Origin of the sequence: Bradyrhizobium sp. AC87j1, from assembly GCF_002936975.1 — a bacterium.
GTDB classification, from domain to species: Bacteria; Pseudomonadota; Alphaproteobacteria; order Rhizobiales; family Xanthobacteraceae; genus Bradyrhizobium; species Bradyrhizobium shewense.
In genome coordinates this window covers 148,534-168,511 of record NZ_PTFE01000004.1, presented here as the reverse complement: position 1 = coordinate 168,511, position 19,978 = coordinate 148,534, and the positions used below count along the sequence as shown (strand labels likewise).

16 protein-coding genes are annotated in these 19,978 nt (G+C 65.2%); 4 read left to right on the top strand and 12 right to left on the bottom strand.

Annotation, left to right across the window (positions count from 1 at the left end):
* Positions 1–39: 39 nt before the first annotated feature.
* The 10 genes from aat to CV770_RS04670 form a co-directional block, all read right to left on the bottom strand.
* Entirely contained in the window at positions 40–720 is a 681-nt protein-coding gene (gene aat / locus CV770_RS04715) for a leucyl/phenylalanyl-tRNA--protein transferase (RefSeq protein WP_104461482.1), read from the bottom strand.
* 62 nt (positions 721–782) lie between these two features.
* On the bottom strand, positions 783–1,886 hold the full coding sequence (locus CV770_RS04710; protein ID WP_104461481.1) for a sensor histidine kinase: 1,104 nt from the start codon (positions 1,884–1,886) through the stop codon (positions 783–785).
* Positions 1,883–2,323 carry a response regulator gene (locus CV770_RS04705; protein WP_018323001.1) on the bottom strand — a complete coding sequence of 147 codons (441 nt, stop codon included), beginning with the start codon at positions 2,321–2,323 and terminating at the stop codon, positions 1,883–1,885. The genes CV770_RS04710 and CV770_RS04705 overlap by 4 nt, the downstream gene beginning before the upstream one ends.
* Entirely contained in the window at positions 2,320–3,846 is a 1,527-nt protein-coding gene (locus CV770_RS04700) for a sensor histidine kinase (protein WP_104461480.1), read from the bottom strand. Before CV770_RS04700 ends, CV770_RS04705 begins: the two co-directional genes overlap by 4 nt.
* A 106-nt stretch (positions 3,847–3,952) precedes the next feature.
* Positions 3,953–5,311: an acetyl-CoA carboxylase biotin carboxylase subunit gene (gene accC / locus CV770_RS04695; RefSeq protein ID WP_091956877.1), complete on the bottom strand. Its 1,359-nt coding sequence runs from the start codon at positions 5,309–5,311 to the stop codon at positions 3,953–3,955.
* A 97-nt stretch (positions 5,312–5,408) separates the two neighbouring features.
* Positions 5,409–5,897 carry an acetyl-CoA carboxylase biotin carboxyl carrier protein gene (gene accB, locus CV770_RS04690; protein WP_104461479.1) on the bottom strand — a complete coding sequence of 163 codons (489 nt, stop codon included), beginning with the start codon at positions 5,895–5,897 and terminating at the stop codon, positions 5,409–5,411.
* A 37-nt stretch (positions 5,898–5,934) separates the two neighbouring features.
* The gene (aroQ, locus tag CV770_RS04685; protein WP_091956875.1) at positions 5,935–6,402 is read right to left on the bottom strand and encodes a type II 3-dehydroquinate dehydratase; all 468 of its coding nucleotides are present in this window, start codon (positions 6,400–6,402) and stop codon (positions 5,935–5,937) included.
* Positions 6,403–6,661: 259 nt separating this feature from the next.
* Positions 6,662–7,450 carry a DUF1236 domain-containing protein gene (locus tag CV770_RS04680; RefSeq protein ID WP_091956874.1) on the bottom strand — a complete coding sequence of 263 codons (789 nt, stop codon included), beginning with the start codon at positions 7,448–7,450 and terminating at the stop codon, positions 6,662–6,664.
* Positions 7,451–7,658: 208 nt separating this feature from the next.
* Positions 7,659–8,426, bottom strand: coding sequence for a DsbA family protein (locus tag CV770_RS04675; protein ID WP_091956873.1), 768 nt, complete (start codon positions 8,424–8,426; stop codon positions 7,659–7,661).
* A 98-nt stretch (positions 8,427–8,524) separates the two neighbouring features.
* On the bottom strand, positions 8,525–9,925 hold the full coding sequence (locus CV770_RS04670) for a M48 family metalloprotease (protein ID WP_091956985.1): 1,401 nt from the start codon (positions 9,923–9,925) through the stop codon (positions 8,525–8,527).
* A gap of 175 nt (positions 9,926–10,100) precedes the next feature.
* On the opposite strand from CV770_RS04670, the gene CV770_RS04665 reads away from it, so the two are divergent.
* From CV770_RS04665 to CV770_RS04655, 3 genes are all read left to right on the top strand, one after another.
* On the top strand, positions 10,101–11,288 hold the full coding sequence (locus tag CV770_RS04665) for a pyridoxal phosphate-dependent aminotransferase (RefSeq protein ID WP_091956872.1): 1,188 nt from the start codon (positions 10,101–10,103) through the stop codon (positions 11,286–11,288).
* Between the two features lie 89 nt (positions 11,289–11,377).
* A complete protein-coding gene (locus CV770_RS04660) occupies positions 11,378–11,935 on the top strand; it encodes a biotin transporter BioY (RefSeq protein ID WP_091956871.1) in 558 nt (185 codons plus the stop codon).
* Positions 11,936–12,019: 84 nt separating this feature from the next.
* Positions 12,020–13,354: a dicarboxylate/amino acid:cation symporter gene (locus CV770_RS04655; RefSeq protein WP_091956870.1), complete on the top strand. Its 1,335-nt coding sequence runs from the start codon at positions 12,020–12,022 to the stop codon at positions 13,352–13,354.
* An 81-nt stretch (positions 13,355–13,435) separates the two neighbouring features.
* Here the strand turns inward: CV770_RS04655 and CV770_RS04650 are convergent, their stop codons facing one another.
* Positions 13,436–14,668: an NAD(P)/FAD-dependent oxidoreductase gene (locus CV770_RS04650; RefSeq protein WP_104461478.1), complete on the bottom strand. Its 1,233-nt coding sequence runs from the start codon at positions 14,666–14,668 to the stop codon at positions 13,436–13,438.
* 68 nt (positions 14,669–14,736) lie between these two features.
* Positions 14,737–17,847 carry an Rne/Rng family ribonuclease gene (locus tag CV770_RS04645; protein ID WP_104461477.1) on the bottom strand — a complete coding sequence of 1,037 codons (3,111 nt, stop codon included), beginning with the start codon at positions 17,845–17,847 and terminating at the stop codon, positions 14,737–14,739.
* 705 nt (positions 17,848–18,552) lie between these two features.
* Here CV770_RS04645 and CV770_RS04640 point away from each other — a divergent pair.
* Entirely contained in the window at positions 18,553–19,848 is a 1,296-nt protein-coding gene (locus CV770_RS04640; protein ID WP_104461476.1) for an N-acetylmuramoyl-L-alanine amidase, read from the top strand.
* Positions 19,849–19,978 lie beyond the last annotated feature (130 nt).

The window sequence follows — 19,978 nt, the reverse complement described above, 5'->3', positions numbered from 1 at the left end:
CAAATCCCCCCGGGGTTCGGCCGCTAAGGCTGCTATCGATTATTGCCGCGCGGCGATGATCTCGAGCGCGCGTGCGCCCGGGATCGCTTCACCCGCAGAGAGCTTCAGGAAATCGCCGGGCTCGCCCGCGAGCGCCTTGTCGAGCAGCGCGGTGTAGCGCCGCCGCGAGATCTCGGCCGCGCCAAAGCTCTTCAGATGGTCGGTGACATATTGGGTGTCGAGCAGCTCGAAGCCGCCATGGATGAGCCGCGCGACCAGATGCACCAGAGCGACCTTCGAGGCATCGCGCGCGGTGTGGAACATGCTCTCGCCGAAGAAGGCCCGTCCGAGGCTGACGCCGTACAGCCCGCCGACGAGGTCCTCACCCTGCCAGGCCTCGACGCTGTGGCAATGGCCGAGCTCGTACAGGCCGCCATAGAGGTCACGGATGCGCTTGTTGATCCAGGTGTCCTCGCGTCCGGCCTGCGGCGCGGCGCAGCCGGCGATCGTCGCCTTGAACGCGGTGTTGACGGTTACGCGAAACACATCCGAGCGCACGGTGCGCGCGAGCCGCGAGGCGACACGAAATCCATCGAAGGGGATGACGCCGCGTAGCTCCGGCTCGACCCAGAACAGGGTCGGATCTTCGGCGCTCTCGGCCATCGGAAAGATGCCGCAGGCATAGGCGCGCAGCAGCACGGCCGGAGTGATTTCAGACGGGGCGGAGTCGCGCGAAGTCATGGTTCGCAATCATAGCAGGATCGCGACGCGGTTGCGATGGGGGTGCGCAGCAGGGTGCGAGATCAGCTCGCGGCGGCGGTGCTGGTCCTGCCGGGGGCTGCGGGCATGCGAGCGAATTTCAGCACGATCCGGGTTCCGGAATGGGCGGGATCGCGCTCGACCGTGGCGTCGAGCTTGGAGGCCATGGCCGCGACGATGCGCTGGCCCATGCCGGTGGAGCGCGGATCGGCCTTGACGTTGTCGCCGACGCCGTCGTCGGTGATCGACAGCAGGACATCGTCGCTCTGCGCGTGCAGCTCGACATGGATCGGGCCAGCGCCGTCGGGATAGGCGTATTTCACCGCGTTCATCACCAGCTCGTTGACGATGATGCCGACGGCGACCGCGCGGTCGGGATCGATCTCGATCGGCTCGGCCTTCAGCGTGAGGCGCGACATCCGGTTGCCTTCGGCCGAGCGACGGAGATCCTCGAGAAGCGAGTCCAGATATTGATTCAGGACCACGCTCTTCAGATCCTGCGAGGTGTAGAGGCGGCGGTGCACCTGCGCGACCGCGGCGACGCGGCCCATCGCATTGGTCAGTGCCGCCTTGACCTCGTCCTGCGCGGCGGAGCTTGCCTGGAGGTGCAGCAGCGAGGCGATGATCTGGAGCGAGTTGCCGACGCGGTGGTTGACTTCGCGCAGCAGCAGCTCGCGTTCGGCGGCAAGGGCGGCGTAGCGGTCGCGCGAGGCATGGATCTCGGCCTCGGCTTCCTCGCGTGCCTTCTGCAATTCGGCCTGGCGTAGCGCGCCCTCGGTTGCGACGTGGAGCAGGGGGATGAAATCGCCCGTGACGTCCTTGACCAGATAATCGGCCGCGCCGGCCTTCAGCGCGGTGACGGCGATGCTGGAATCCTGCGAGGCCGTGACGAACACCACCGGCGGCGCACCCGGGATCGCCATGATCTGCTCCAGCGTCTCCAGCCCGTCGAGGCCGGGCATGTACTGGTCGAGCGCCACCACGTCGATGCCGCCCTCGACCGCGGCGCGGCGGATGCGCTCCAGGCCTTCCTCGCCGCTCGCGGCATGGACGACCCTGTAGCCGCGCCGCGTCAGGCCGCGATCGACCAGGCGCGCCAGCGCACTGTCGTCGTCGATGTAGAGCAGTGTTGGCGTGCGCTGGTTCATGGGGCGGCGGGAGGGACCTGGATGACCGAGAAGAACAGGCCAAGCTGCCGGATGGCATTGGCGAAATTCTCGTAGTTGACGGGCTTGGTGATGTAGACGTTGCAGCCGAGCTCGTAGCAACGCTTGATTTCCTGGGAATCGTCGGTGGTGGTCAGCACCACCACGGGCGAAGCCTTCAGATATTTGTTTTCCTTGATCTGCCTCAGGATGTCGATCCCGGTCATGTCGGGCAGGTTGAGGTCGAGCAGGATCAGCAGCGCGTTGCCCTTCTGCACGAGCCCACTGCCGTCGGCACCGAACAAATGCTGCATCGCGTCCGTGCCGTTGGGGAACGAGACGATCTCGTTGTTGACTCCCGAGCGGCGGATGTTGCGCTCGATCAGGCGGGCGTGGCCCTCATCGTCCTCGATCATGATGATGGTGACAGGCTGGGTCATCGATCTGCGTTCCGGTTGCTCACATTCCAGGCGATCGGCAGCGTGATCGTGAAGGTGCTGCCCGCGTCAAGTTCCGATGATACCGACATGGTGCCGCCGAGGCGACGCACAAGTGCACGCACATGCGCAAGACCAATGCCCTGGCCGGGCTTGTCCTGGGTTCCCGCGCGGCGGAACAGGTCGAATATCCGCTGATGATCCTTCGGATCGATCCCGCGGCCATTGTCGCTGATCTCGAAGATAGCGTAGCCGAGCTTGGTCCGCCCGCGAATTCTGATCTCGCCGGGCGCCCCGCGCTTCAGGTACTTGATCGCATTGTCGATCAGATTGGAGAAGATCTGCTCGAGTGCGAGCCGGTCGCTGACGATGTCAGGCAGGGGCTCGAGGTGGATCTGGGCTTGCGCCTCGGCGGCCTGGTGCGCCAGCGTCGACACGATGGCCTCGATCAGCTCGCTGGTGTCGATCTTCACCGGCTGGAATTCGCGTCGGCCCTCGCGGGTGAGGTTGAGGATGGCCGAAATCAGCCTGTCCATCTTGGCGATCGACGTCTTGATGAAGCCGAGCGCTTCGGAAAAATCCTCCGAGAGCTGCTTGTCGGCGCCTTCGAGCACGATCTCGCCGGGCGCGCCAGGCGCCAGCGGCGGCCCGCCGGCGGGGACTTGGGTGAGGCTGCCGAGGCGGCGGAAGACATCGCCGCTGAGCTCTTCGAGCTCGCTGGTGAAGCCCATGATGTTGACCAGCGGCGAGCGCAGATCGTGGCTGACGATATAAGCAAAGCGCTGGATCTCTGCGTTGGCTTCGCGCAGGTCCGCGGTGCGCTCGTCGACGACGGACTCCAGATTGACGTTGGCATCGCGCATGCGCGCTTCGGCCTCGTCACGGGCGCGGGCCGAGCGCCGCACCAGCCAGGTCGAGATCAGAGCCAGCAGCACGACGAGGCCGGAGCCGATGCCGGTCATCGATGCGGCCAGGGTCTGACTCCGGTCGGAGTTTGCCGTTCGGACCCGGAACAGCCGCTCCTCCTCGCGGATCATCGCGTTGGCCAAGTTGGTGATCGTCGTCGTGGTGTTGCCGGCCGCGGCCTCGCGGATCAGCGCCGTGGCCCTGTCCGGTTGGCCCTCCTTCACGAACTTCATCTCGCGCGAAAACTGGTCGAGCCGGGTCGCAATCGCCGCACTCAGCTTCTCGATGCTGTCGCGTTGCGCCGGATTGTCGCCGATCTGGCGCGTGAGCTTATCGAGCGCCGGAATGATCGCTGCGACGGCCTTCTCGTGGTCCGACTGGAAATCCGGTCCCTGCGTCAGGAGATAGCCGCGGGCGCTGCTCTCGGCGCGGCGGATTTCGAGCAGCAGGGCGTTGATTTGGCTCTCCGCCTCGATGGTGTGAAGCACCCATTTGCTGTCGTCCCGCGCCTTGTTGACGAGGTAGACCGAGCCGGCGCTGATCACAGTCAGAATCAAGAGACCCGCCGAGATCAGCAGGATCTGCCAAAATGCGCGCCGTCGTTGGGCCTCGGCCGTCACGACGGCCTCGCTCTGTCACGTTCAGCGGAAGTCAAAACGCCCCCTTGGAACTGTCCCCGCGTCGAGAACGCAATGGGGGCCAAAGGGTTCCATGACGAAAGTGGATTTATCGCGGGGCGGGTTCCGTCTTGCCGGCCAAATACTGTTCCAGCCAGTGGATGTGATAATCGCCGTTGATGATGTCGTCTTCACGCACCAGTGCGCGGAACAGCGGCAGCGTGGTCTCGATGCCTTCCACGACCATCTCGTCCAGTGCCCGGCGTAGCCGCATCAGGCATTCGGCGCGGGTCTTGCCGTGCACGATCAGCTTGCCGACGAGGGAGTCGTAATAGGGCGGAATCGTGTAGCCCTGGTAGACCGCGGAATCGATGCGGACGCCGAGTCCGCCGGGCGGATGGTATTGCAGTATGCGGCCGGGCGAGGGGCGGAAGGTCAGGGGATTCTCGGCGTTGATGCGGCACTCGATCGCGTGGCCGATGACCTGGACCTCTTCCTGCCTTGCCGGCAAATCGCCGCCGGCGGCGATGCGGATCTGCTCCAGCACGAGGTCGATGTCGGTGATGCTCTCGGTGACGGGATGCTCGACCTGGATGCGGGTGTTCATCTCGATAAAGTAGAACTCGCCGTCCTCGAACAGGAACTCGATGGTGCCGACGCCGAGATATTTCATCTCGCGCATCGCCTTGGCGCAGGTCTCGCCGATCTTGGCGCGCGCGGCGGCGGCAAGGACAGGCGAGGGGCCCTCTTCCCAGACCTTCTGGTGGCGGCGTTGCAGCGAGCAGTCGCGCTCGCCGAGATGGATCGCGCCGCCGCGGCCGTCGCCGAGAATCTGGATCTCGATGTGACGCGGCTTCTGGAGGTATTTTTCCAGATAGACCGAGGCATCGCCGAAGGCGGATTTGGCCTCGTTGGCCGCCGTCGACAGCGCCACCTGCAGGTCGGCCTCGCTCTGTGCGACCTTCATGCCGCGGCCACCGCCGCCGGCCGCCGCCTTCACCAGTACCGGAAAGCCGATCTTCCTGGCGATCGCCAGCGCGTCGTCATCGGGACCGACCGCACCGTCGGAGCCGGGCACCACGGGGATGCCGAGCTTCTTGGCGGTCTTCTTCGCCTCGATCTTGTCGCCCATCAGGCGGATGTGCTCGGCCTTGGGACCGATGAAATGAAGATTGTGCTCGGCCAGGATCTCCGCGAAGCGGGCATTCTCGGACAGGAAGCCATAACCGGGATGCACGGCATCGGCACCGGTGATCTCGCAGGCCGCGAGCAGCGCGGGCACGTTGAGATAGCTGTCCTTGGATGCCGGCGGTCCGATGCAGACGCTCTCGTCCGACAGGCGCACATGCATGGCATCGGCGTCGGCGGTGGAGTGCACGGCGACGGTCGCGATGCCGAGCTCCTTGCAGGCCCTGAGGATGCGAAGGGCGATCTCGCCGCGATTGGCTATGAGGATCTTGTCGAACATGGTGCCTCAGCAGGCAAACAGGAAGGTGCGAATGGCGAGTGGCGAATAGCGAGTAGAGAACGGTGACACCATTCGCTATTCGCTACTCCCCATTCGCCTACTCAATGATCACCAGCGGCTCGCCGTACTCGACCGGCTGGCCGTCCTCGACCAGGATCTGCGTCACCGTGCCGGCGCGCGGCGAGGGGATCTGGTTCATGGTCTTCATGGCTTCGATGATCAGCAGCGTCTGTCCGACCGAGACCTTGCTGCCGACCTCGATGAATGGCTTGGCGCCGGGCTCCGGTGCCCAATAGGCGGTGCCGACCATCGGGGAGCTGACGGCGCCAGGATGCTTCGACAGGTCGGGACCGGCGGCGGCAGGCGCGGCGGCGGGGACCGGCAGGGCGGCGGGAGCGGCTGCCATCTGCATCGGCATGGTCGCAGCAACGCTGACGTTGCGGGCGACGCGCAGGCGCAGGCCCGCACGTTCGATCTCGATCTCGGTGAGGCTGGTCTCATCGAGCAGCAGAGCGAGCTCGCGGACGAGCGCGGAATCCTCGCTGGAAAACTTTGCGGCTGCTTTGTCGTCTGGCTGGCGCGCCATGTTCTTTGATCCGAATGTTCTGTTTGATGAGGGGGCTTCAGGCTTTGGGCTTGATGGCAAGCTTGGCGGCAAGGCCCTGGATGGCGAGGCGGTAGCCCTCGATGCCGAAACCGCAGAGCGAGGCGAAGGCCGCGCGTGCGGTGTAGGAGTGGTGACGAAAGCTCTCGCGGGCGTGGATGTTGGTCACATGCACTTCGACCGTCGGGATCTGCACCGCGAGCAGCGCGTCGTGCAGCGCGATCGAGGTGTGCGAATAGCCGCCTGCATTGACGATGATGCCCTTCATCCTGCGCGCATGCGCCTCGTGGATGAAGTCGATCAACTCGCCCTCGCGGTTGGACTGCCGGCAATCGGCCTTGAGGCCGAACGTTGCCGCGGTCTCCCGGCACAGTGCCTCGACGTCGGCCAGCGTGGCGTGGCCGTACTTCTCGGGCTCGCGCGTCCCCAACATGTTGAGGTTCGGCCCGTTGAGGACGAGGATCGTATCGGTTGCAGGTTCTGCCATTCCAATCCCGGGGAAGAGGTGCTCGGCGTGGCGGGGTTATAGGTAACAAAGCGGCCTAGGGGAAGCCTTGAAGGGCCTCCCAAGGGGCTTCAGGTAGCTCATCCCCGGTGCAAAAACCTGTGCGGAAGCTACGGAAATTGCTTGTTAACCAGTTCTAATCGTGGCTGCCGGAGGGAGGCTCGCAGGGGAGGGCATCGCATAGGCCAAAGGCCCCTGCCGATCTCTCGGCAAGGGCCCATTTGGGCTTCAGCTAAGCAGCTTAGCCTTCGATGATGTAGACGATCTCGCGCGTCTGCGGACGGACGATCACGTACTGACCGCGGACGAAGATCACCTCATAGCCACGCCACTCCGGGTAGATCTCCACGATCCGGGGCGGAAGCGGATGGACTCGGACGGAGGCCGGGATCGCGGTGCCGACCGAGATGTTGAAGTTGACGTTCGTCGTCTCTTCGATCTTGGTCGACTTGATCGCCGTCGAGATTTCGGTCCGCTTTTCGGCCGGCGGCGCGGAAGCCGTCGCGGAGGCGGTGCCGGTCGTGGTCTGGGACTTGTCGGTCGTAGCCGCATTGTTGGTCTTGGCGGCGCCGCCGGCCTTGTTGTCCTCGGCCTTCATGTCCTTGGCAGACTTGGCGGGGTCAGACTTCGTCGAATCCGAGCTCATGCTCTTCGACTTGTCTTGCTGGGACTTGTCCTGCGCGCGTTCGTCAGTGCGCTGACCCTTGGTGGCGCCGGCCTTGTCCTCGGCCGCGTTCTTGTTCATCGCGCCGCCCGGGGAGCGCTCGTCCTTCATCGCACCGGATTTGTCTTCGGAAGCCCGATCGGACTTCATGGTGCCAGCGCCACCGGCCTGGCCGACGGTGCCCTTGTCATGGCTCATGGAATCGCGGCCGGTCGCGCCCCGCTCGGCGCCGCCGCCGGAAGGCTGCGAATGCTGCATCTGCTGCGAGCCAGCGCCGCTGTCACGGCCCTTGTCTTGTGCGTTCGCCAGACCGGCGCCCGCGACCAGGGCGACTGCGGCGACAGAAATCATAAAGCGGTTCAACATCGAATTCTCCTCACGTGTTTCTTTGCGTCATTGCCCGCGCCGACAACGAAAGGAGATTTGAGTTGTTCCGGAACTTCGCCTGTTCCGCGGCATTTGTTTGTTGAACGCCAGATGAACGACTTTGCACGAAGTCGCCAACGTTCGGCGCAAGAAAAAGGCCGGCTTGTCAGCCGGCCTTTTCGGGTTTTCAGGATCGTAAAACGTACGATCAGCAGGTTGCCTTGCCGCAGCGGGCAATGCCGATCTTTTCCTTGAGGCCTTCGACGCCGATGGCGCCGATCACGATCTGCTTGCCGATGACATAGCTCGGCGTGCCGTTCATGCCCATCGCTTCGGCGAGCTTGAAGTTCTCCTCGATGGTGGCGCGCACCTCGGGGCTGGCGATGTCCTTCTCGATCTTTGCGGTGTCGAGGCCCGCTTCCTTGGCGGCTTGAAGCGCACGCGCCTTGTCGGCCGCGCCGCGGCCGCCGAGCAGCTTCTGGTGGAAGTCGAGATATTTTTTGCCGGAGGGATCCTGCATGCGCACGGCGACCGCGACCTGCGCAGCCTCCACCGAGCCCTGGCTCAGCACCGGAAATTCCTTCAGCACCACCTTCAGCTTCGGATCGCCCTTCATGATGGTGAGCATGTCGTCCATCGCGCGCTTGCAGTAGCCGCAATTGTAATCGAAGAACTCGACGAAGGTGACGTCGCCGTCCTTGTTGCCGAGCACGACCTGGCGCGGCGAGTTGAAGATCGCGTCCGCATTCTGCGCGATGCTGGCCTCGTGCTTCTGCGTCTCGGCCGCGGCTTGCCGCTTGCTGAGCTCGGCCATGGCCTCCTCGAGCACCTCGGGATGGCTGATGAGATAGTTCTTGATGATCTTCTCGATGTCGGTGCGCTGGGTGTCGGAGAAACTGTCGGCCGACGCGGGCACGGCTGCGCCGAACAGGGCGAGCGCAAACAACGCGGGAGCAAGCAGGCGCAGCGAAGGCATAGGTAAATCCTCTTATCCAAAGCAGGTTTCGGAATACGTCCCGGCGGACTTAAGCTCGGTGTCGTGACGTCGTGGTATCGGGCGTCGTTCGAGTTGCGTCAGTTGCGCGGCGGCTTCGCCGCCACGATGTCGTCGGCCTTGACCCATCCGGGCGTGCCGACGGCGAAACGGGTTTTCGCGCGCGTGGCGAGCTCGCGGGCGGTCTTGTTGTCGCCGCGCAGGTAAGCGGCTTGTGCCGAGGCGAGATCCGCTTCGGCATAGTCGCCCTTCCGGCCATAGGCCATCGCGAGCTGGGTATAACCGAGCACCGCCTCGGGTTCTCGCGCCACCGCGGCGCGGAGAATCCGAACGGCGTCGTCGGTGTAGGCCTTATTATCGGTTCCAACCAGAGCCTGCCCAAGTAACATCTCGATGAGGGGCGCGTTGTTGGAAAGCTGTGCGGCCTTGCGCAGCGGAGCGACCGCTTCGGCCGGCTTGCCGCTCTCCAACAGGGCCTGGCCGCGCACCTCGTAGAAGTACGGATTGTTGGGCTGGACCTGGATCAGCGCGTCGATCTGGGTCAGCGCGCTGCGCAGATCGCCGTGCAGATAGGTACTGATGGCGCGGGCATAGCGCGCCGGCATGCTGTCGTTGGTCTGAGGATAGCGGCGGTACACAGTCTCCGGGCGCTCCATGAACGCGGAGATCTTGGCGCGAACCATGTCGTGGCGGAGCTGGAGTGCGGGATCGTCCTTCTTGTTCCAGTAGGGGCTGGAGCTGGCGAATTCCTGGAGCGCGGCAACGCGCTCGGCCGGCATCGGATGCGACTGGAGATAGGGATCGGCGCCGCGCGCGGCGAACAGGCTCTCACCGGTGAAGCGCTTGAAGGTCTCGTACATGCCCTTCGGCGATTGCTGGGTTGCGGTCAGGAATTTCACGCCGGCGCGGTCGGCGTTCTCCTCCTGCTGCCGCTGGTAGGACAGCAGCGTCCGGCGGATCACCTCCTGCGGAGCGGAGATCGCTGCGGCGCCGGCATTGGCAAGCCCGTTGTTGCCTGCACTGCTGCGCTGGGTGCTGCCCGCGGCGATCGCGCCGGCGCCGAGCAGCATCGCAATGATCATCTGGGTCTGGGCGGCGGCGAGCTGCTCGCGCAGCTTTGACAGATGGCCGCCGGCCAGATGCCCGGTCTCGTGCGCGAGCACGCCGATGATCTGGTTCGGCGTCTCCGACTGGAGCATCGCACCGTAATTGACGAAGATGCGGCGGCCATCCGCGACGAACGCGTTGAACGAGCCGTCGTTGAGGATCACCATCTGGATGTTCTGCTTCTCCAGTCCGGCGACGCGCAGGATCGGGCGCGTGTATTCGCGCAGCAGCTGCTCGGTCTCGGTGTCGCGCAGGACCGGCGGCCCCTTCTGCTGCGCCCGCGCCGCCGGGAGCGGCAGCAGCGCGATCGCCGCAGCCGTGACGAGGGCGGTGAGGGCGGAGGCCTTCTTGCGCAATGCGATCTGGAGAAACATCAAACGGTCTGGAGAGCAGTTTCGTGATTGGTTTTGGCGATTGGCGGCGGACCGGATACGCGATATGCCCTTATGAGCGTTACCCTTATGAGCCGTACAATGCGGCCAGTCTGGGGCGCAAGCGCCCCGTTCCCGGGCCGGACGCACCGGCCCGCCAGCGAAATAGCAGAAATCGATGCACGATGCGACATTGAGGAACCGGTTGGGCCAGTGGCTCGAGCCCTCCCGCCGCAGCGATGTTCCCCCGTTCATGGTGATGGACGTCATGGCCGCGGCGGCCCGAATCGAGGCCGCCGGCGGCCATGTCATCCATATGGAGGTCGGCCAGCCCGCGGCCGGGGCGCCCAGCACCGCGATTGCGGCCGCCCACGCGGCGCTTGAGGCCGGGCGGATCGATTATACCTCCGCACTCGGTATTCCCAGTCTGCGCGAGCGCATCGCACGCCATTATCGCGATGCCTATGGCTGTGACGTCAGCCCTGACAGGATCGTCGTGACCACCGGCTCCTCCGGCGGGTTCATCCTGGCCTTCCTGTCGATGTTCGAGCCCGGCGACCGCGTCGCCGTGACGGTGCCGGGCTATCCGCCTTATCGCCATATCCTCACCGCGCTCGGTTGCGAGCCGGTGCTGATCGAGACCACGAACGAGACGCGCCATGCGCTCACCGGCGAGGCGTTGCTTGCGGCGCATCGCAAGGCGCCGCTGAAGGGCGTGCTGGTCGGGAGCCCCGCCAATCCGACGGGGACGATGATGTCCCGCGAAGCGCTCGCCGGCTTGATGGAGGCCGCCGAAGATGCCGGCATCCGCTTCATCTCGGACGAGATTTATCACGGGCTTGATTATGCGTTTCCGGCGGTCACCGCGGCCGCGCTCTCCGAGCACGCACTCGTGATCAACTCGTTCTCGAAGTATTTTTGCATGACGGGCTGGCGCGTCGGCTGGATGGTCGTGCCTGAAATTCTGGTGCGGCCGATCGAGCGGCTGCAGCAGAACCTGTCGATTTCGGTGCCGTCGCTGTCGCAGATCGCGGCAGAGGCCGCCTTCGACGGCGCGGCCGAGATGGAGGCGATCAAGCACGGCTATCAGGAAAACCGGCGCATTTTGATCGAGGGATTGCCGAAAGCCGGCCTAGCCAAGTTTCTGCCGGCCGATGGTGCATTTTATCTCTATGCCGACGTCTCGGACTTCACCTCCGACAGTTTCGAGTTCGCCAAGCAGATGCTGGAACAGGCGCGCGTCGCGGCCACGCCTGGGCTCGATTTCGATCCCGTTCACGGCCGCTCGTTCATTCGCTTTTCTTATGCACGCTCGCCCGGGGAGATGCGCGAGGCAGTTGACCGGATCGCTCACTGGCTTAAATAGCCGCCAGTTTTCGACCACCACCGGAGTCCAACTTGTCTGACCGATCTGTCTCGACCGCTGCTGCGCCACATTCTTCTCTCGCCGCATTGATGTGGCCGACCCGGCCGGGCGAATCCGTCGGCGCAGTGCGCGCCGTCGTGCTAATTGCGCTCGGCACCGCATTGATGGCGCTGTCAGCCAAGGTCAGCCTGCCGCTGCCTTATGTGCCCATGACGTTGCAGACCCTGGTGGTGCTGATGATCGGCGCCGCCTATGGCTGGCGTCTTGGCAGCGCAACCATGATCGCCTACCTCGCCGAAGGCGCGCTTGGCGCGCCGGTATTCGCCGGGCCGGTGGGTGGAATTGCACCGCTGGTTGGCCCGACTGCGGGCTATCTGTTCGGTTTCATTGCGGCCGCCTTCGTGACCGGCTGGCTCTCCGAGCGCGACTGGGATCGCAGTGTCATGCTGCTGTTCGCAGCGATGGCTGTCGGCCATATCGTCATTCTGGCCGCCGGGTTCGGCTGGCTGGCGTTCGGCCTGGGGCTGGGCGTTGCGAAGGCCTGGCAGGTCGGCATCGTGCCGTTCGTTGCGGCCTCGCTGGTCAAGAACGCGCTTGGCGCGGCGTTGATGCCGGCGGCGCGCAGGCTGATCAATCGCCGCCGGTAAAACGCGCAACAGCGAGCGGTTCCAATTGACAGGGCCGGCCAAGTTGATCTTGGCTGGCCCAGTGTTTTGAGGGGGAGTGAAACGATGACGACGACAACGATGGCGGGGGCGCCGGTCGCGCCGCCCGTCGCCAAGCCGTGGTACAAGGTTCTCTACGTCCAGGTGCTGATCGCGATCGTGCTCGGTGCCATTGTCGGCTGGCTGTGGCCACAGTTCGCAACCAACGAATGGATCAAGGCGCTCGGTGACGGCTTCATCAAGCTGATCAAGATGGTGATCGCGCCGATCATCTTCTGCACCGTGGTCTCCGGCATCGCTCATATTCAGGATGCCAAGAAGGTCGGCCGCATCGGCGTCAAGGCGCTGGTCTATTTCGAGGTCGTCTCGACCTTCGCGCTGGTCATCGGTCTCATCGTCGGCAATCTCGTCAAGCCGGGTGCAGGTTTTGGCAATGCTGCGGCGAGCGAAGCGGCCGTTGCGAACTACGCCAAGCAGGCCGCCGGCCAGAAGTCCGTCGACTTCGTGCTGCACATCATTCCGGACACCGTGGTCGGCGCCTTCGCGCAGGGCGAGATCCTGCAGGTGCTGCTGTTCTCGGTGCTGTTCGGCTTCGCCATCATGAGCTTAGGTGAGCGCGGCCACACCATTCGCAGCTTCATCGACGACGCCGCGCATGCGGTGTTCGGCGTCATCTCGATCGTGATGCGCGCGGCACCGATCGGTGCGTTCGGTGCGATGGCCTACACCATCGGCAAGTTCGGGACCGGTGCGATCCTCAACCTGATCGGTCTGATCGCGACCTTCTATGCCACCGCGGCGCTGTTCGTGTTCGTCGTGCTCGGCATCATCGCGCGCCTGGCCGGCTTCTCGATCTTCAAGTTTCTGGCCTACATCAAGGACGAGCTGCTGATCGTGCTCGGCACCTCCTCCTCGGAGAGCGCGCTGCCCTCCATGATGGAGAAGCTGGAGCGGCTCGGCTGCTCCAAGTCGGTGGTCGGTCTGGTAGTGCCCACGGGCTACTCGTTCAACCTCGACGGCACCAACATCTACATGACGCTGGCGACGCTGTTCATCGCGCAGGCGCTCGGCGTCGATCTCAGCTTCAGCCAGCAGCTCACCATCCTGGTCGTGGCGATGCTGACCTCGAAGGGCGCCTCCGGCATCACCGGTGCGGGCTTCATCACGCTGGCGGCAACGCTGGCCGTGGTCGATCCGCGCCTCGTGCCGGGCATGGCGATCGTGCTCGGCATCGACAAGTTCATGAGCGAGTGCCGCGCGCTGACCAATCTGTGCGGCAACGGCGTCGCCTGCGTGATCGTCGCCTGGTGGGAGGGTGAGCTCGACCGCGACAAGCTCAACGCCAACCTCTCCAAGCAGATCGATCCGACCGACATGGAGACGGCGATCACGACGGACTGATCTGGAACTGACGGCGCGAGCTGCGCAATAGACCTTGAAATGGGGCTGGTCGAGATACTCGATCGGCCCTTTTTCTTTCGGCTAGAACCGCTCCGGCCGGTACGGCATCGGATCGATCGCAGGCGTCTCGCCGCTCATCATCTCGGCGAGCAGGCGCCCGGTCGCGGGTCCGAGGGTAAAGCCCTGGTGGCCGTGGCCGAAATTCATCCAGAGGCCGGGATGCTGCGGAGCTTGGCCGAGCACCGGCAGCATGTCGGGCGTGCAGGGACGGGTGCCGAACCACGGATCCGGCTCGACGCGCTTGCCGAGGTCGATCAGCTCGCGCGCGGATGCTTCGGCGCTGGCAAGCTGCACGGGCGTCGCGAGCGCGTCCGGGCTCGTCAGCTCGGCGCCCGTGGTGATGCGAATGCCCTTGGCCATCGGCCCCATGGCATAACCGCCGGCCTTGTCGATCAGCGGCAGGTCGAGCGACGCGCCGCCGCTGTAATGCATGTGGTAGCCGCGCTTGCGCACCAGGGGAATGCGATAGCCGAATTTGTGGAGGAGGTCGGGCGACCACGGCCCGAGGGTCACGACGGCGTTGGCGGCGTCGAGGCGCCCCTGGTCCGTATCGACCGACCAGCCGGTCGCGGTCTGTCGCAGCGACTGCGCATCACCGAGCACAATGGCGCCGCCGCGGCGCTCGAACAGCTCGGCATAGGCCGTGACCAGCGCGCCGGGATCGGACACGGTCCAGGTGTCGAGCCAATGAATCGCGCCCGGAAGATCGTCGCGCAGGACCGGCTCGGCCCTCGCAAGCTCCTTGCCGGAGAGCACGCGAAAATTTACGCCGAACTCGCGCCGGTCTTCCTCCGCCGTCCGGATCGCCAGATCGAATGAAGCGGCATCGCGATGCAGCATGCGATAGCCGGCGCGGCGGATGAGATTGTCGGCATGGGCTTCGCGAATGAGGATGTCGTGCTCGCTCGTCGCGTAGCCGATCAGCCGCGCCCACGCGTCGACAGCCTCGCGATGACGCTTCGGCGCCGAATGCCACCAGTAGCGGAGCAGGGGCTCGATATGGAGATGAAGCGACGAAAGGCTGTAGCGCACATCGTTGGTGCGGCCGGTCACGATCTTCAGCAGCGTCGCAAGGTCGCGCGGCATCGGATAGGGGCGGACCGCTTCCGCCTGGATCATCCCGGCGTTGCCGTAGCTGGTCTCGCGGCCCGGCTCCCTGCGGTCGACGAGTGTGACGGCCCAGCCGCGCTGCTGGAGGTGCAGCGCCGCGCTCACGCCGATCATGCCGCCGCCGAGAACGATTGCGCTTTGCATTGAAACTGTCCTCGCCAAATCAAAAAACGCCCGGCTTGACCCGGGCGTTTTTTCTTGAATGTTCGGTTTTATTCACCGCCGCCGAAGCGGCGCGACCACCAGCCGGCGCGGCGTGGCGCGGCCGGCGTTTCGCTTGCCGGTTCCGGCGCGGGTTCAGCTGCCGGCAGGGCGGCCGGCTCAGGCGCCTGCCCAACCGGGGCTGCCGGTTCGATCGGGCTGCTCGACAGGAAGCTCACCTTTTCCCGGACCGTGGAGCGGCGCCGCGCGGCCTTGTCGTCGGCGGGCTCTTCCTCTGGGGCAATTGGCTCGGGCTGGGCCGGTGCCACCTCGGTCTGCACCTCGGCGCGCGGCTCAGGCTGCGAGACCTCAGGCTCAGCGGTGTGTTCGGCCTGGGCAATCGAGGGCGCGGCCTCGCCGCCGAAGCCGTCGAAATCGGCGACTGCGTCGGACGCTTCCGGCGGCGCATTGGCCGCGAGCTCGTCGCTGATGGAGCCGGCGAGACCGTCCTCACCGCCACCACGCCGACGGCGTCCGCCGCGGCGACCACGCCGGCGGCGGCGGTCAGCGCTGCCCTGCTGCTCACCGCGGGCCGCCTGTTCCTCGCCTTCTTCGCCATCCTGCTCGGACTCGGCATCCTCTTCGCCTTCGCCGGCCGCAACAGCCGCCTCGGGAAGGGTGGCGGGGCCATCCTCACGCAACTCGCCGTCGCGCTGGCCACCGCGGCCGCGCCGGCGACGGCGGCGCTTGCGGCGCTGGCCGTCCTGGTCGGAGGCTGCCTCGCCCGCAGCCTGCTCCTCGGTGAGACCTTCGGTCTCCTCGGTTTCGACCTCGGATTCGAGTTCGGAATCGAATTCCTCGTCGTCATAGACTTCTTCAACGATCGGCGGCGGGCTTGCTGCCGCCTGCGCCACCAGCAGTGCCTTGGCGGCTTCCAGCGTATGGACCTGCTCGCCGCGGTCGATGAGATAGGCCTGCGGCCCGCTGACGCTCGCGTCGGCGATGACCGACAGCGTCACCTTGAAGCCGTTCTCGAGATCGCGCAGATGGCCGCGCTTGTGGTTCAGCACATACAGCGCGACATCAGTGCGGGTGCGGACCACGAGATTGTGGGTCGCGCCCTTCATCAGGATCTCTTCGAGGCCGCGCAGCAGCTGCAGTGCCACCGACGACACTGAACGGACATGGCCGGTGCCGCCGCAATGCGGGCACGGATCGGTCGAGCTCTCGAGCACGCTGGCGCGGATGCGCTGGCGCGACATCTCGAGCAGGCCGAAATGCGAGATGCGGCCGACCTGGATGCGCGCGCGGTCCTGCCGCAGACAATCGGACAGCTTGCGCTCGACCGCACGGTTGTTGCGCTTCTCGTCCATATCGATGAAGTCGATGACGATCAGGCCGGCGAGGTCGCGCAGGCGAAGCTGGCGGGCGACCTCTTCGGCCGCTTCCAGATTGGTCTTGAGCGCGGTGTCCTCGATATGGTGCTCGCGGGTCGATCGTCCGGAATTGACGTCGATCGAGACCAGCGCCTCGGTCTGGTTGATCACGATGTAGCCGCCGGAGCGCAGCTGCACTGTCGGCGAGAACATCGCGTCGAGCTGGCTCTCGACGCCCATGCGCGAGAACAGCGGCTGGCCGTCGCGATACTGCTTCACCGCGCTGACATTGGCGGGCATCAGCATCTTCATGAAGTCGCGGGCTTCGCGGTAACCGGCTTCACCGGCAACCGAGATCTCGTCGATCTCTTTGTTGTAGAGGTCGCGTAGCGAGCGCTTGATCAGCGAGCCTTCCTCGTAGACGAGGGTGGGGGCCTGCGACTTCAGCGTCAGGTCGCGCACCGTCTCCCACATCCGGATCAGGTACTCGAAGTCGCGCTTGATCTCGGGCTTGGTGCGGGCGGCGCCGGCGGTGCGCAGGATGATGCCCATGCCCTCGGGCACGTCGAGATCCTGCACCACTTCCTTCAGGCGCGAGCGGTCCTGAGCGCTGGTGATCTTGCGGCTGATGCCGCCACCGCGGGCGGTGTTCGGCATCAACACGGCATAGCGGCCGGCGAGCGAGAGGTAGGTGGTCAGCGCCGCGCCCTTGTTGCCGCGCTCTTCCTTGACGACCTGCACCAGCATCACCTGGCGGCGCTTGATGACTTCCTGGATCTTGTACTGGCGGCGCGGGCGGAAGGTGCGCTCCGGCACTTCCTCCAGCACGTCGTCGCCGCCGACGGATTCAACGACTTCCTCTTCGGCTTCCTCGCCGTCTTCGTCCTCGTCCTCGTCCTCGTCGCCGGTCGTTTCCGCAGCCTCGGCATGCGGCGTCTCGGCGCTCTCGCCGTACACGGCGTCGGCCGGCTCGGCGGCGGTGGTCACGGCTTCGGCGAGAGCCTCGGCATGCGCTTCGGAGGCATGAGCTTCCGAGGCATGAGCTTCGAAGGACTGCGCCTGCGTCTCGGTCGCGACCACTGGCTCGGCGCCGACGGCCGCGACAGGCGGGGGCGTCTCGCCGGCATGATCATGGTCGTGATGATCGTGCTGGTGATCATGGTCATGATCGTGCGCGTGATCGTCAGCATGGACGTGATGATGATCGTCATGACCATGTGCTTCGTGGTCATGATCGTGGTGGTCATGATCACCATGTTCGTGGTCGTGATGCTCATGGCCGTCGTGCTCGCCATGATGCTCGGCACCGGCGTGCAGATGCTCGCCCTCGTGCAGTGCGCCCTCGGTGTGCGGGGCTTCGCCCTCGACTGGCTGGGCCGCGGGATCGGCCCCGGCGTCGAGGCCTTCGACGATGTCGCTGCGCACGCGCTCGCCGTGACCGCGGCGGCGGGCGTTGCGGTGGCGAGAACGGCGGCGGCCGTGGGAGCGGTTCTCGCTCTCTTCCTCGGCTTCGCGATGGGCCTGTTCCTCGGCCTCGATCAGTGCCTGCCGGTCGGCGACCGGGATCTGGTAGTAGTCGGGATGGATTTCGCTGAAGGCGAGGAAGCCGTGGCGGTTGCCGCCATATTCGACGAAGGCGGCCTGGAGCGAGGGTTCGACCCTTGTGACCTTGGCGAGGTAGATATTCCCGCGCAGTTGCTTGCGTTGCGCGGTCTCGAAATCAAACTCTTCGACGCGATTGCCGCGGACCACGACGACCCGGGTCTCTTCCGGGTGGGTGGCATCGATCAACATCTTGTTGGGCATGTCTTAACTCTTGGCGGCGGCGGGCGCGATTCACCGTGGGCGCGAGCTGCGCTGCCGGGTGACGCGACGGTCCACCTGATTCGGGGGTGAGGGGAAGGCCGAAACGCCGTCTCTCGCGCCTTGCCGAACCGGAAGCTTCAGGACCAAGGCGGCGCGCGGGATTTTCACTCCGCAGCGTCGCGAATGATCCTTCAGAATTCGTCGGCACAGTCTGGCGCATCAAGCGTCGGCCCGTATGAAACATTGGGCGGCGAGGCCGCCCTTCAATCAGTTGCTGCTGGCCAGGCATGGCGCGAGCGCGCTCGCCTTGAGGGTCACAAACCGCTCCCTTGGGATCAAGGGACCGGGTAATGGGTTACGTCGCTGTCAGAACTGTCCCGGTAACGCGAGAGGTAACCCAGGACCGTCCGCCGCCGGCGCTTGACCCGCTCCACCTCGCTGCCGCGCACCGCGCTGGTCTTAGAGGGGAGCGGAAAACGCTGGAATTCCCAAACCTTGAGAGTTCCGGCGCTGCACCGGGAGGCTGAATGCGACACAACCGGAAATATCGGCCGTCAGCATTCCGTACATACGAGGAATGAGCCATCGGTGCAAGGGAGCGTCGCACGGCGGTCACAGTCAGCGAGTTTCGCGTTTCTGTCATTAAGGATCGATTAACCCTGTGGTTCTATTGCGTTAAAAGGGCCGCTCGGAGGCACGGAATCGGTGGCGAGCCGCACAAATCAACGGGTTTTGCTGGGATGCGCACTTCTGTGCGCCGCAGCGTTGCCGTGCGCTGATTCCTCGCGCCTGAGCGCCGCGGAAAGCCAGCCGCAACCCACTGTTGCGGTAGCGAATTTTCCAGTCGCCTCGGCCGCCCGGCTGGCCGGCGATGGCAAGCAGACCCGCTTCATTCTCGACATCGACCAGACCGTTACCTTCCGCGCGGTCACGCTCGCGGACCCGTACCGGGTCGTCGTTGACGTGCCGCAGGTCAATTTTCAGCTGCCCGCGGGCACGGGGATCGGGGGGCGCGGCCTGGTCAAGGCCTTCCGCTACGGGCTCGTCATGCCCGGCGGCTCGCGAATCGTGTTCGACCTGACGGGACCGGCCCGGATCGCCAATTCCTATGTGCTGGAGGCGGCCAACGGCCAGCCGGCCCGGCTCGTGCTGGAGCTGGAGGAGGTCGACCGGACCGCCTTCGTGCAGTCGCTCGCACCCGAAAATCGCCCCGAGCTGCGGCCCACGATCGCCGAGGCGCAGCCCGCAACCGCTCCCGCGACGACAACCCCGGACACGGCGCAGCAGAAGGCCGATGGCCGCCCGGTGGTCGTAATCGATCCCGGCCATGGCGGCATCGACAACGGCACGCAGTCGAGCGGCGAGAGCGAGAAGAACCTGGTGCTGGCCTTCGGACTGGCGCTCCGCGACAAGCTGGAGAAGGCCGGCAAATACCGTGTGGTCATGACGCGGAACGACGACACCTTCATTCCCCTCAATGACCGCACTAAGATCGCCCGAAATCTGAAGGCCGCCTTGTTCGTCTCCATTCATGCCGATGCGCTGCCCCGTGCCGAGGGCGATGCGCAGGGCGCGACCATCTATACGCTGTCCGACAAGGCGTCCGACGCCGAGGCCCAGCGGCTGGCGGACGCGGAAAACCGGGCGGACGCGATCGCCGGCTTTAACCTCGCCGAGGAGCCGACCGACGTCGCCGACATCCTGATCGACCTCACGCAGCGGGAAACCCGCACCTTTTCGAACCGTTTCGCGCGTCTTCTGATGGGCGAGATGAAGTCGACGGTGCGGATGCATAAGCACCCCCTGAAGTCGGCGGGTTTCCGGGTGCTGAAGGCGCCCGACGTGCCCTCGGTGCTGGTCGAGATCGGTTACGTCTCAAATAAGGGCGACCTCGAGCATCTGGTCTCCGAGGGCTGGCGCTCCCGTGCCGTGGGCTCGATGGCGCAGGCGATCGACGGGTTCTTGACCAAGCGGATGGCCACGGCGGGATCGTCAAATTGACGACCGCCGGATCGTCAAATTGACGACCCGGGGGATCGTCGAATTGAAAGGGTTTTTCCGTCCCGCCGCAAAAGCCCTAGTTTGGCCACAGCCGGCGCTTTATAAAAATGCCGCAGGGGGTTCCGGAATC

What these genes read in the sequence shown, in the direction of transcription:
- aat (WP_104461482.1), bottom strand. Translation starts at nt 720, where the DNA reads ATGACTTCGCGCGACTCCGCCCCGTCTGAAATCACTCCGGCCGTGCTG.
- CV770_RS04710 (WP_104461481.1), bottom strand. Translation starts at nt 1,886, where the DNA reads ATGAACCAGCGCACGCCAACACTGCTCTACATCGACGACGACAGTGCG.
- CV770_RS04705 (WP_018323001.1), bottom strand. Translation starts at nt 2,323, where the DNA reads ATGACCCAGCCTGTCACCATCATCATGATCGAGGACGATGAGGGCCAC.
- accC (WP_091956877.1), bottom strand. Translation starts at nt 5,311, where the DNA reads ATGTTCGACAAGATCCTCATAGCCAATCGCGGCGAGATCGCCCTTCGC.
- accB (WP_104461479.1), bottom strand. Translation starts at nt 5,897, where the DNA reads ATGGCGCGCCAGCCAGACGACAAAGCAGCCGCAAAGTTTTCCAGCGAG.
- aroQ (WP_091956875.1), bottom strand. Translation starts at nt 6,402, where the DNA reads ATGGCAGAACCTGCAACCGATACGATCCTCGTCCTCAACGGGCCGAAC.
- CV770_RS04680 (WP_091956874.1), bottom strand. Translation starts at nt 7,450, where the DNA reads ATGTTGAACCGCTTTATGATTTCTGTCGCCGCAGTCGCCCTGGTCGCG.
- CV770_RS04675 (WP_091956873.1), bottom strand. Translation starts at nt 8,426, where the DNA reads ATGCCTTCGCTGCGCCTGCTTGCTCCCGCGTTGTTTGCGCTCGCCCTG.
- CV770_RS04670 (WP_091956985.1), bottom strand. Translation starts at nt 9,925, where the DNA reads ATGTTTCTCCAGATCGCATTGCGCAAGAAGGCCTCCGCCCTCACCGCC.
- CV770_RS04665 (WP_091956872.1), top strand. Translation starts at nt 10,101, where the DNA reads ATGCACGATGCGACATTGAGGAACCGGTTGGGCCAGTGGCTCGAGCCC.
- CV770_RS04660 (WP_091956871.1), top strand. Translation starts at nt 11,378, where the DNA reads ATGTGGCCGACCCGGCCGGGCGAATCCGTCGGCGCAGTGCGCGCCGTC.
- CV770_RS04655 (WP_091956870.1), top strand. Translation starts at nt 12,020, where the DNA reads ATGACGACGACAACGATGGCGGGGGCGCCGGTCGCGCCGCCCGTCGCC.
- CV770_RS04650 (WP_104461478.1), bottom strand. Translation starts at nt 14,668, where the DNA reads ATGCAAAGCGCAATCGTTCTCGGCGGCGGCATGATCGGCGTGAGCGCG.
- CV770_RS04645 (WP_104461477.1), bottom strand. Translation starts at nt 17,847, where the DNA reads ATGCCCAACAAGATGTTGATCGATGCCACCCACCCGGAAGAGACCCGG.